This window comes from Lentibacillus sp. JNUCC-1, assembly GCF_009741735.1.
Classification (GTDB): Bacteria; Bacillota; Bacilli; order Bacillales; family Amphibacillaceae; genus Lentibacillus_B.
Window position 1 is genome coordinate 639,761 of record NZ_WHOH01000003.1, and the last position, 12,026, is coordinate 651,786.

Sequence of the window (12,026 nt, forward strand, 5' to 3'; positions counted from 1 at the left end):
TTGACACAAAAAGAAAATGAAACAAAATTGGTGATTATTACCGGTATGTCAGGCGCCGGAAAAACAGTGGCTGTGCAGAGTTTTGAAGACCTGGGTTTTTATTGTGTCGACAATCTGCCACCGGCCTTGTTGCCTAAATTTCTTGATTTAATGCGGGATGCTTCGAATAACATCCAAAAAGTAGCCCTCGTAATGGATCTCAGAGGACGGGAGTTTTTTGACACACTCTTTGATTCTTTGGATATTTTAAGCCATGAAAGCTGGATAGATGAACAGATCCTCTTTCTTGATGCCAAGGATGAGGCACTCGTCAGCCGCTATAAAGAGACGCGCAGATCCCATCCATTGGCGAAAGGTGGCCTACCTTTACAAGGCATCGAACTGGAAAGACAGCTTCTTGACGAATTAAAGGGCAGAGCCCAGCGTATTATTGATACCACCGAACTTAAGCCTAAAGAATTGCGTGAGGAAATCCTGAAAGATTATAAAGAAAAAGAACAAAATATTTTTTCAGTCCATATGGTGTCATTTGGATTTAAATACGGGATTCCAATTGATGCGGACCTTGTGTTTGATGTCCGCTTTTTACCGAACCCGCATTATGTCAGTCACTTGCAGCCATTAACAGGAATGAATAAAGATGTTGCGTCCTATGTATTTAAATGGTCCGATACCCAGAAGTTTAATGAAAAGGTGCTGGATCTCTTGCAATTTATGATGCCGCAATATAAACGAGAAGGAAAATCCCAACTTGTGGTCGCCATCGGCTGCACGGGTGGACAACACCGCTCTGTTGCACTGGCGGAGTATTTTGCCAAACAACTATCCAATACCTATATTACGCACATTACACATCGGGACATTGATAAAAGAAAGGGGCACTAGATATGAGGAACCCCAACGAACCACGGGTGGTGGTCATTGGCGGGGGAACCGGAATGCCAGTTTTGCTCAGAGGCCTAAAAGATTTGCCGATTCAATTAAGCGCACTTGTGACCGTGGCCGATGATGGGGGCAGTACAGGCAGGTTGCGCTCGGAAATGTCTATTCCGGCCCCCGGTGATATCCGAAACGTGATTGCTGCTCTGTCAGATGCTGAACCAATGCTGCTTGAATTATTTCAGCACCGTTTTGCAGTTGGAAACGGCTTGTCAGGTCATTCCATGGGGAACTTGTTACTTGCCGCCATGACGTCTGTAACAGGCGACTTTTACACAGGAATCAAAGAAATATCGCGTGTTTTGAACGTCAAAGGCAAAATTTACCCCATCTCCAATGAAAGCATATCTTTGCATGCGAAAATGGTTGACGGCACCCTTGTATCAGGCGAGTCAAATATTCCTGCTGCCAATAAACATATTGAGCGTGTTTTTTTACAGCCGGAACCGATTCAGCCGTTTCCTAATGCGATCAGAGCCATTGAAAAAGCTGATTTAATTGTGATTTCTCCCGGTAGCTTATATACAAGTATTATGCCTAACTTGATCATTCCGGGGGTTGACGAGGCCATTAGGCAGGCAAATGGACAAGTCGTTTATGTGTGCAATGTGATGACACAGGCAGGAGAAACGACCGAATATACTGCAGCAGATCATGTTCAGGCGATCTATGATCATGTCGGAACAGACTGTTTGGATGCGATTGTGGTACATAACGAGCCCATCAGCAAACAAATCAGGGATGTATATGCTGAAGAAAATGCAGCCCCTGTTGAATACGATATCGATCGTTTATTGTCATTGGGTCTCCGGGTCATTGAAGGGGACATTATCCGCCCAGACAGACCAACATTACGCCACGATACGGATAAAATAGCTGCTTTATTATATTCATTGATTAAACGGACCTAGATGTCTATAAAGAACGGAGGTGGTCCATATGTCATTCGCTTCTGAAATTAAGAAAGAATTAACAGGCGTTGACGTTAAAAACTGTTGCGCTCAGGCTGAACTCGCAGCAATTATCCGCATGAACGGGGCCATTTCTCTATCCAAACAACGTTATGTTTTGGATGTGCAAACAGAGAATGCTGCAATTGCCAGACGCATTTATACGTTGATTAAAACGCTGTACGATCTACCGGTTGAATTGCTCGTCCGGAAGAAAATGAAGCTCAAGAAAAATAACGTATATATTGTCCGAATGGTAAAAGACGTAGAGCGGGTGCTCGGTGACCTGGGCATAATGCGGGAGTCATTGCAATTCAATAAATCCATTTCAGATACGTATTTACAAAATCAATGCTGCAGTAAATCGTATCTGCGGGGCGCCTTTTTAGCAGGTGGTTCGGTGAACAACCCCGAGACTTCTTCGTATCACCTCGAAATCTTCAACTTTCACGAATCGCATAATGAGGCGCTTTGTGACTGTTTAAATCAATTCGACCTGCGTGCCCGCAAACTCGAACGAAGAAATGGCTATATTTGCTATATAAAAGAAGCTGAGAAAATCACTGAATTCCTGAACATCATCGGAGCCCATAACGCCTTGTTTAAATTTGAAGATGTCCGCATCGTAAGAGACATGCGCAATTCTGTTAACCGGTTGGTGAACTGTGAAACCGCCAATTTAAACAAGACCATCGGAGCGGCTTTCCGGCAAATCGAAAATATTAAATTGATTGATGAAACAGTTGGACTGGACGCTTTGCCCGAGAAACTTCATGAAATGGCAGAGCTGCGTGTCAAACATCAGGATGTCTCACTTAAAGAGCTTGGTGAGCTCGTATCAGGCGGCAAAATATCGAAGTCTGGTGTCAATCACCGGTTGAAAAAGATTGATGCATTTGCCGAAAAAGTACGGCAGGGCGAAAGAGTTTAAAATTTAATGAAATTGTAATTCCATCTTTCTCCTAACCATGATATAATGAGCGCTAATTCAGAATTAACTGTCATGCATAAAGATGTACCATGAAGGTTGTCAAAGACCTTCATCAGTCAATATGATAGCGGTTTCTTTTGGGAGGGGTTAATGAAGTGATTGAAAAAACAGTAACCATACAACTGGAAACAGGTTTACAGGCAAGACCAGCAGCACAATTCGTCCGGGAAGCCAACCGATTTTCAGCACATTTGTATCTTAAAAAAGATGAACGTCAGGTTAATGCAAAAAGCATCATGGGAATAATGAGCCTGGCCATTGGAAAAGGGGAAGAAATGACCATTGTTGCAGATGGTCCGGACGAAACAGAAGCAATGGAACATCTTATTGCGTTTGTGGGATAAGCTGCAGCTATCTTCTGAACCAGATCATAAAATTCCAGCTATAGCGGGAAAGTGAAACTCAAATTGAGAGTAGACTAAAAAAGTCTGCTCTTGTTTGCTATTTGGTGTGTGGTTTAGATACTGAAGTATTTGAAGTGTGGGATTAAAGGGGGAATGAAAATAAATATAGCAGATTTTAGAAAAAAACTCCTCGCTATAAATGAGATTATTTATTTTGACGAATATAAGTACCTTCGCGAAAAAGCATCTGATCCTTTAAAGCTACGTAGCTTAATTAGTGAGGCAGAAGATTTCTTAAAGAGAAGCAGTGAAGATCATCACTATTTTTTACATGGAGCTTTAGGCAACTTATACAGGATCGACGCTCAAACAAAGAAAGCTATTGATTGTTTGTCATATTCTCTTAACCTTGCAGTCGAGGAAAGAAATTTTACAAGAGAAATCGTGTCATTAATTCGGTTGGGTGAGGCTTTTAAATACGATCAACAACATCACAAGGCATTAGACCTATTCAACGCCGCTTTAGATAAGTGTGAAGCCAACAATGTTAATGCATACTTAGATTTTGCATTGCAGCATAAAGGGAAATGTCTTTTGGAATTGGCAAGGCTGGATGATGCCGAAGAATGCTTTGTGAAGGCTTTAGAGTTAAGAAAAGAAAAAAGGGAAGTCTCTCTAATTGATTCTACGGAACAAGCATTAAGGCTGGTAAAAGATATGCAACCTAGACGGACCTAATAAGAGAGTTTAGGTTATAAAGAGTAACTTGGAAGGATTAAGTTATAACAGGTGGGTGAAGAAAGAATAATGAATACAACAATAGAAAAAGCTAAAGATCTTAAGACGTTATCTCTGTTTTTAGCCCAAATGAATAAGGAGAAGACATCCCACATAGGCTTTTGCGGTGAAAAGCCGGAGGAAATACATCAGACATTGAAAGATGACTTTATCGGTGATGGAGGCGATGTGAATTTTTTTGTCTGCAGGAATGATAGTGGAGTGATCTTGGCAGCTATTGGCTTGGATATAGACGGGATGACTGCAGAGGTGTGGGGGCCGTTTAATCAAACATCTTCTGTAGAAAAACAAAATGAATTATGGGCCCACTTGTTACATGCGAATCCGGCAGTGGAGACCTTTCAATTTTTCATTAATAAAGAAAATACTCAACAACAATTGTTCATGGATGAGATAAAAGCGGAAGAGAAAGGCGAGCATTTAACTCTGCAAATTACAAAGAAGGATTTTGAGGATGTTGGTGTGATGAAAAGCACGCCATTTGTCCGGAGTGATTTTCAAGCATTTGAAAAAATACATAATGGAATTTTCCCAGATACATACTATGACGCAGCAACAATTAAAGATGGACTCAGCAATGACCATGTGTTACGGCTACTTAAGACAGAATCTAATGAGATACAAGGCTATGCCTATTTTGAAATTGATACCGAAATGGGTGAGGCTTCCTTGGAGTACATTGCCATTGCTAGTGAATTTCAAAATAAAGGATTGGGCACGATGTTATTAAAAGAAACATTATCGGAAATGTTCTCATATCCACAGATCAATGAAGTCACATTAACCGTGGAGAATTCGAATAGCCTGGCTAACCATGTGTATCTTAAGGCTGGTTTTAAACCTAAATATGTATTAAAAAATTACCTTCTTAAGCGGTAGAACTGGAGCTGATTTACATAGAGAAAAGAATTTATATTGTGAGACATTTTAAAGCACGAGGGCAGCCATCAGAGTCTCCTTTAATGAAAAGTTGACCCAAACTGTGAACCAGTGAAAACTTTATAAACCTACATAAAAGTTCTCGGGGAAGTTTTATGTTACGGCTTATATAGCAATTTCATGTGATTTTCTGAAATATGAGTTGAAAACGGCGATATACACTTCAAAAATTCCGATATACCTCTCAGAATTTCCGATATCGCATGCAAAATTTCCGATATATCTAAATTGAACCATATATGTTTGTGAGAGCGTCGTGATTTCCGCTACGGGAAGTCGCTTTCCGCGGGCACGGCCTCAGCCTCCTCGCTCGCAAAAACCGCTCGCTGTGGGGTCTTCGGACTCGTGCTGTTCCCGCAGGAGTCGACTTCCCTCCGCTCCAATCACTCTATGTTAGTCAATGGCTTGGACGGTCCTGCACATATATTCATCTGGGACATTTATACCCTCTAACCTAGCTCGGGGAAAACACGGAGACTCCCGTGGGAGCAAAAGCCTAGATGAGACCCCGGAGCGCGCAGCGCGAGGAGGCTCATCAGCGCCCACTGGACGCGGAGTGTTTTCCCCGAGCGGTTGCAAGTGGCAGTCATAAGTTAGTTCGCAGTTTACTTATATTGTGCTTATATTGTGCCTTACACAAAAAACGTTTTATAGACCTATTTAAATAAAAAACAAGAGCCACATAGGTTGCAGCTCTTGCTTTGATTATTGAATATAAGCGCGCCCGGGAGGATTCGAACCCCCGGCACATGGTCCCGGAAACCATCGCTCTATCCTGCTGAGCTACGGGCGCATGAATGGATGTCTTTTCGGACACATAGGATATTATATCGTTTATGAATCCATAAGACAAGTCTTTTTTAAAAAAGATTAGATTTGGCAAAGAATGGGTATGATGAATGTGTCGTTCAGATTAGGTACATAAAAATCTGAAACGTATCGTTTGACCATTATTGACCTATTGGTTATGATGAAAATAGATCCTATGGATTAACAGTTTAGATACAAGGAGGAAATACCTTATGAATCTGATACCTACAGTTATTGAACAAACGAATCGCGGTGAGCGTGCCTATGATATTTATTCACGTCTGTTAAAAGACCGCATCATCATGCTTGGCAGTGGAATAGATGACAATGTGGCAAACTCAATCGTAGCACAGCTTTTGTTCTTGGAAGCAGAAGATCCTGAAAAAGATATTTCAATTTACATTAACTCACCAGGTGGCTCCATTACTGCCGGGATGGCGATTTATGACACGATGCAGTTTATTAAACCAGATGTATCAACCATTTGCACTGGCATGGCTGCATCAATGGGTGCGTTTCTTTTGGCAGCTGGTGAGAAAGGCAAGCGTTACTCCCTGCCTAACAGTGAAGTTATGATCCACCAGCCACTCGGCGGCACACAAGGTCAGGCAACCGATATTGAAATTCATGCACGCCGCATCATTGAGATGAAAGAAAAGATGAACAAGATTCTTTCAGAGCGTACGGGTCAGCCGCTTGAAGTCATTGAGCGTGACACAGACCGTGATAACTTCATGGACGCAGATAAAGCTGTTGATTATGGCTTGATCGACAAAGTTCTAACAAAAAAACCTGAATAAGCATAACTTAAACAAAAAACCGTGATGTCATTAAGACATCGCGGTTTTTTTCGTTTATTGAGATGCACCCTCTGCATAAAGAGATGCTCTTGCTGCCTGAGCGTCTCAAATAAGAGTGTGAGCGCCACAAAAACAGGGCTAAGCGCCCCAAATAAGAGTGCGAGCGCCACAAAAACAGGACCAAGCGCCCCAAATAAGAGTGTGAGCGCCACAAAAACAGGGCTAAGCGCCCCAAATAAGAGTGCGAGCGCCACAAAAACAGGACCAAGCGCCCCAAATAAGAGTGTGAGCGCCACAAAAACAGGGCTAAGCGCCCCAAATAAGAGTGCGAGCGCCACAAAAACAGGACCAAGCGCCCCAAATAAGAGTGCGAGCGCCACAAAAACAGGGCTAAGCGCCCCAAATAAGAGGACGAGCGCCATAAAAAACGGGCCTCAGCATCCCGAATAATGAGGTGCGTGCTAACCATCCCTCTCTAAAGCTTCAACAATTATTACAGTTATTGCCCCTCTAAGAATATTCCTCTTCAAGTTGTTCAAAATCATAGACATAACTCAACCCCTTGTTTAATAGACTTGAATAAACGCGTCACAGGTCAGGATTAGGGGGAGGCAACCATTTTGACAAAACATGTACTGGAAATAAAGGATCTGCATACCCATTTTTTTACCGACAAAGGCGTTATTCCGGCAGTTGATGGGGTGAGCTTGAATGTCGCCGAGGGGGAAATTGTTGGTGTGGTCGGTGAATCTGGCAGTGGGAAAAGTGTCACGTCTCTTTCTGTAATGCAGCTCATTCCGAATCCGCCTGGCCGAATCGTCGGGGCGATATTTACTTTAAGCAAAAAAATCTTGTACAAACATCTGCAAAAGAGATGAGGAAAATTCGCGGGAATGAGATTGCTATGATCTTTCAGGAACCGATGACATCTCTTAACCCGCTGTTCACCATTGGAAATCAATTAATCGAAGCGATCACACTCCATCAAAAGTTGAAAAAGAAAGATGCAAAGGCCCGTGCGATTGAGCTGCTTAATCAGGTCGGCATTCCCCGGGCCAAGGAGATTGTGGATGAATATCCTCACCAATTATCCGGTGGCATGCGCCAACGGGTGATGATCGCGATGGCGATGTCCTGTCGTCCTGAATTGCTTATAGCCGATGAACCGACGACGGCACTTGATGTCACAATACAGGCGCAAATTCTTGATTTGATGCGTCAGCTGAATGAGGATTTGAATACTGCGATATTGCTCATCACCCACGACTTAGGTGTGGTGGCTGAAATATGTGACCGGGTTGTGGTCATGTATGCGGGGCAAGTCGTTGAGGAGGGAACGACCCGCGAGATTTTAAAGGATCCGCAGCAACCCTATACAAAGGGACTGATCCGTTCATTACCCAATATGAAAAAGAAAGAGCAAAAATTGTATTCCATACCAGGAACTGTACCCAAACCGAAACCAGATATGATCGGTTGCAGGTTTGCGCCACGTTGTGAATATGCATTTGATCGCTGTTTTATAGAAAGTCCGCCTTTATATGATATTGGTAATGGGCGTACAAGCCGGTGCTTTTTAAATGAAGGAGATAAAGAGGTGGGGACACATGACACAGCCATTACTGAAAGTTGAACATCTAAAAAAATATTTTCCGATTAAAGGCGGGGTTTTTGGGCGAAATGTGGGGCAAGTAAAGGCAGTAGATGATGTTTCCTTTGAGGTGATGGAAGGCGAGATTCTTGGGATCGTAGGAGAATCCGGCTGTGGTAAGTCTACAACAGGCAAGTCTTTACTCAGGTTGATTGAACCAACAGAAGGAAAAGTCACGTATGACGGGCATGAGGTTACGACGCTTAATGATGAAACGATGCGTCTGCTGAGGCGCGATATGCAAATCATATTTCAAGATCCATATGCCTCGTTAAATCCAAGGCATACTGTGGAAAAAATTATCGGTGAGCCGTTACTCGTTCACGGCATGAAGTCTGCTGAACAACGAAAAACTCGTGTCCAGGAACTTCTCGAGGTCGTGGGACTTGATGCTTACCATGCCTCACGGTATCCCCATCAGTTCAGCGGTGGGCAGCGGCAGCGGATCGGGATTGCGCGGGCACTCGCCAATAATCCCAAGTTGATCATTTGTGATGAGCCCGTATCAGCACTTGATGTCTCAGTGCAGTCACAAATTTTGAACCTTATGGAAGAACTGCGTGATCAGTTTAACCTGACATATGTCTTTATTGCACACGATTTAAGCGTTGTGAAGCACATTAGCGATCGGGTGGGGGTGATGTATCTTGGACGAATGGTCGAGCTTGCGAATAAAGATCACTTGTATGACGATCCGAAACACCCTTATACGCAAGCTCTGTTATCGGCAGTCCCAACGCCCGATCCAGATGAAAAAAAGGACCGGATGATTCTAAAGGGAGATGTGCCAAGTCCGGCAAACCCGCCATCAGGGTGCGCTTTTCATACCAGGTGTCCTTATGTCATGGATGTTTGTAAATTGGAAAGACCGGCATGGAAAGAAGTTTCCGAGAACCATTTTGCAGCATGTCATTTATATGAATGAAATTGATGTTAACCATTACAATCAATGGTTGATATAGATCACATACAAACAGGGGGTAAAAAAATGAGGCGATCAAGTTGGTTCATTACTCTGGTACTCCTGGCAAGTCTGGTGGTCATTCTCGCAGCGTGTGGCGGTAATGACGAGAACACATCAGATCCAGGCGATTCGGGGGACACGAATGACGGCGAAGAGAGCAACGAAGGAAATACAGGCGGAGATGGGGACAGTGATGAAGAGCAGGTTCTTGTTTTTGCAAGGGGCGGAGATTCTGAAAGTCTCGATCCAGGGAGCACGACAGATGGTGAATCCTCACGCGTAACAAGACAGGTCATGGAAGGGCTGCTTCAGTTTAAAAAGGACTCATTTGAGGTGGAGGGCGCACTTGCCCACGACTGGACTGTCTCGGATGATGGTCTGACCTATACATTTCAGTTGGAAGAAGGCGTTACTTTCCATGATGGCGCACCATTTAACGCAGAAGCCGTTAAAGTGAATTTTGACCGCTGGGCAGATCCAAGTCATGAATTTGCCTTCAGTGATGACGGCTACGTATATTCCATGTACGGGACGATGTTTGGTGGGTTCAAAGGTGATGATGACCATGTTATTGAAGAAATCAATATTCTGGGTGACCACGAAATAGAATTTGTTTTAAAACGGCCGCTCGGATTTTTCCTGCAAAACCTCGGAATGACATACTTTGTCATGACGTCTCCAAAGGCGCTTGAAGAACACGGAGCTGCCATTAATGAGAACCCTGTCGGAACAGGACCGTTTCAATTTGTCAGCTGGAGCAAGGATGACACAATTGTTCTTGAAAAATTTGCTGACTACCGTGTAGATGGTCAACCGAAACTAGATAAAGTCATTTTCGAAGTGATTCCGGAGAATGCTTCCCGTTTGATTGCTCTCCGATCCGGCGACATTGACATTATGGATGGGCTTAATCCGGATGATGCAGCAAGTGTTGAAAGTGAAGCAGAACTTGACTTGTATACACGTGCTGAGAATAACTTTGGTTATGTCGGGATGAATACTGAGAAAGAATTCTTGAATGATGTGAAAGTGCGCCAAGCCATCAACCATGCTATAGATCGTCAGGCCATTGCCGATGCCTTGTATGCAGGCTATGCAAATCCGGCGAAAAACCCATTGCCACCGGGTTATCTCGGTTATAACGACGATGCACCTGAATATGAATATGATCTGGACCAGGCAAAAGCGTTGCTCACTGAAGCAGGATACGAAGACGGGTTTGACATTGACCTGTGGACCATGCCGGTAGCCAGGCCGTATATGCCCGATCCTGAGACGGTGGCAGAAATTGTTCAGAACAATTTGGGAGAAATTGGAATTAACGTTAATATTGTCCGTGAAGAGTGGGCACCGTATCTTGAAAAAACTGCTAACGGAGAACAGGAAATGTTCATGTTGGGCTGGTCGGGAACAAATGGTGACCCTGACTACTTCCTGAGCAGTTTGCTGCACGGTGATAATGTTGGAAGCAGTAACAGAACTTTCTATAAGAACAGTGAAGTCGATGACCTGTTGGATGAAGCAAAAGTAACTGTTGATCAAGATGAACGCGCCAACTTATACAAAGAGGCACAAGCGATCATTGCGGAAGAATCGCCGATGGTGACACTCGTACACTCCACGCCGGTTCTAGCTGCGAACACTGCCGTTAAAAATTATGTGCCACATCCTTCGACAAGCGAATCATTGGCAGAGGTGGAACTGGAATAAAGCAAATGGCAGAACGGGGCAGCATTCTAAAGCTGCCCTGATTCTTTAAACTGGGGTGATATGGTGTTTGCCTATACAATACGACGACTCTTAATGCTCATTCCAGTTCTATTCGGGATGACGCTGATCACATTTTCAATCGTGCATTTAATCCCCGGTAACCCAGCACAAGTTATTCTTGGTGAAACGGCAACCCAAGATGCCATTCAGAATCTTGAAGAGAGTATGGGGCTGAACAAGCCTTATTTTGTCCAGTATGGCATCTATATTCAAGATTTGCTTCAAGGGGATTTGGGGACATCGCTACGATCAAAAGCGGAGATCTCTAAGGAAATTTGGCCTTATATAGCAGCAACGTTGGAACTGACATTTTTTGCGATGATTTTTGCCGTGTTTATCGGTATAAATGCCGGAATCATCAGTGCATGGAAGCAAAATTCCTGGTTTGATTATGCTGCCATGCTCGTTGCATTAATCGGTGTATCTATGCCGATCTTTTGGTTGGGTCTGATGGAACAGTGGGTCTTTTCGCAGGAGATGGGATGGCTGCCTGCAACAGGTCGGGAAAACAGTCGCGATCCCATCGAACCGATTACCTATTTTTATGTGCTGGATTCTTTGTTGCACATGGACTTCTCCAGAACGGTTACCGTACTGAAACATTTGATTTTGCCAAGTATTGCACTTGGAACAATTCCAATGGCGATTATCGCACGTATGACACGTTCCAGCATGCTAGAAGTGATGAAATCAGATTATATTCGTACGGTAGAAGCAAAGGGAGCAGGACAATGGTTAATCATCTATAAACATGCCTTGAAAAATGCAGTGATACCAGTGTTGACTGTTATTGGCTTGCAAACCGGCGTGCTGCTGGGCGGCGCCATATTGACTGAAACGATTTTCAGTTGGCCGGGCATCGGGCGGTATGTGTTTGAGGCGATCAGTTATAGAGATTATCCGGTCATTCAATCTGGCATTCTGGTTGTTGCTTTCTTCTTTGTCATTATCAACCTGATTGTGGATCTTCTGTACACATACATCGATCCGCGAATTAAGTATTAAGGGGGGAAGGAAATGGAAAAAGAAAAAGCCGGCAAGCAGATGCTGATCAATGGCCAAGAAGAAGA

11 protein-coding genes, 1 tRNA gene and 1 pseudogene are annotated in these 12,026 nt (G+C 43.7%); 11 read left to right on the top strand and 2 right to left on the bottom strand.

What is annotated here, in order from left to right:
• The 6 genes from rapZ (at nucleotide 1) to JNUCC1_RS13710 (ending at nucleotide 4,901) form a co-directional block, all read left to right on the top strand.
• Entirely contained in the window at nucleotides 1–885 is an 885-nt protein-coding gene (gene rapZ, locus JNUCC1_RS13685; protein WP_156645994.1) for an RNase adapter RapZ, read from the top strand.
• Between the two features lie 2 nt (nucleotides 886–887).
• On the top strand, nucleotides 888–1,850 hold the full coding sequence (locus tag JNUCC1_RS13690) for a gluconeogenesis factor YvcK family protein (protein ID WP_156645995.1): 963 nt from the start codon (nucleotides 888–890) through the stop codon (nucleotides 1,848–1,850).
• A gap of 28 nt (nucleotides 1,851–1,878) precedes the next feature.
• The gene (whiA, locus tag JNUCC1_RS13695; protein ID WP_156645996.1) at nucleotides 1,879–2,820 is read left to right on the top strand and encodes a DNA-binding protein WhiA; all 942 of its coding nucleotides are present in this window, start codon (nucleotides 1,879–1,881) and stop codon (nucleotides 2,818–2,820) included.
• Between the two features lie 155 nt (nucleotides 2,821–2,975).
• Complete coding sequence (locus JNUCC1_RS13700) at nucleotides 2,976–3,224, top strand: HPr family phosphocarrier protein (protein WP_331713788.1); 249 nt, start codon at nucleotides 2,976–2,978, stop codon at nucleotides 3,222–3,224.
• A gap of 153 nt (nucleotides 3,225–3,377) precedes the next feature.
• A complete protein-coding gene (locus tag JNUCC1_RS13705) occupies nucleotides 3,378–3,962 on the top strand; it encodes a tetratricopeptide repeat protein (RefSeq protein ID WP_156645998.1) in 585 nt (194 codons plus the stop codon).
• Nucleotides 3,963–4,031: 69 nt separating this feature from the next.
• Nucleotides 4,032–4,901, top strand: coding sequence for a GNAT family N-acetyltransferase (locus JNUCC1_RS13710; protein ID WP_156645999.1), 870 nt, complete (start codon nucleotides 4,032–4,034; stop codon nucleotides 4,899–4,901).
• A gap of 779 nt (nucleotides 4,902–5,680) precedes the next feature.
• Here JNUCC1_RS13710 and JNUCC1_RS13715 read toward each other — a convergent pair.
• Nucleotides 5,681–5,754 (bottom strand) — tRNA-Arg (locus JNUCC1_RS13715).
• 229 nt (nucleotides 5,755–5,983) lie between these two features.
• On the opposite strand from JNUCC1_RS13715, the gene clpP reads away from it, so the two are divergent.
• The gene (clpP, locus tag JNUCC1_RS13720) at nucleotides 5,984–6,571 is read left to right on the top strand and encodes an ATP-dependent Clp endopeptidase proteolytic subunit ClpP (protein ID WP_156646000.1); all 588 of its coding nucleotides are present in this window, start codon (nucleotides 5,984–5,986) and stop codon (nucleotides 6,569–6,571) included.
• Here clpP and JNUCC1_RS13725 read toward each other — a convergent pair.
• Nucleotides 6,529–6,993: a hypothetical protein gene (locus tag JNUCC1_RS13725; RefSeq protein ID WP_156646001.1), complete on the bottom strand. Its 465-nt coding sequence runs from the start codon at nucleotides 6,991–6,993 to the stop codon at nucleotides 6,529–6,531. The two genes, clpP and JNUCC1_RS13725, sit on opposite strands and share 43 nt — an antisense overlap.
• Before the next feature lie 198 nt (nucleotides 6,994–7,191).
• On the opposite strand from JNUCC1_RS13725, the pseudogene JNUCC1_RS19075 reads away from it, so the two are divergent.
• The 4 genes and pseudogenes from JNUCC1_RS19075 to JNUCC1_RS13745 all read left to right on the top strand — a co-directional run bounded on the left by JNUCC1_RS19075 (nucleotide 7,192) and on the right by JNUCC1_RS13745 (nucleotide 11,961).
• Nucleotides 7,192–8,204: pseudogene (locus tag JNUCC1_RS19075) on the top strand (ABC transporter ATP-binding protein).
• A complete protein-coding gene (locus JNUCC1_RS13735; RefSeq protein WP_156646002.1) occupies nucleotides 8,179–9,147 on the top strand; it encodes an ABC transporter ATP-binding protein in 969 nt (322 codons plus the stop codon). The pseudogene JNUCC1_RS19075 and the gene JNUCC1_RS13735 overlap by 26 nt, the downstream one beginning before the upstream one ends.
• 63 nt (nucleotides 9,148–9,210) lie before the next feature.
• Entirely contained in the window at nucleotides 9,211–10,896 is a 1,686-nt protein-coding gene (locus JNUCC1_RS13740) for an ABC transporter substrate-binding protein (protein ID WP_156646003.1), read from the top strand.
• Nucleotides 10,897–10,959: 63 nt separating this feature from the next.
• Entirely contained in the window at nucleotides 10,960–11,961 is a 1,002-nt protein-coding gene (locus JNUCC1_RS13745; RefSeq protein ID WP_331713891.1) for an ABC transporter permease, read from the top strand.
• Nucleotides 11,962–12,026 lie beyond the last annotated feature (65 nt).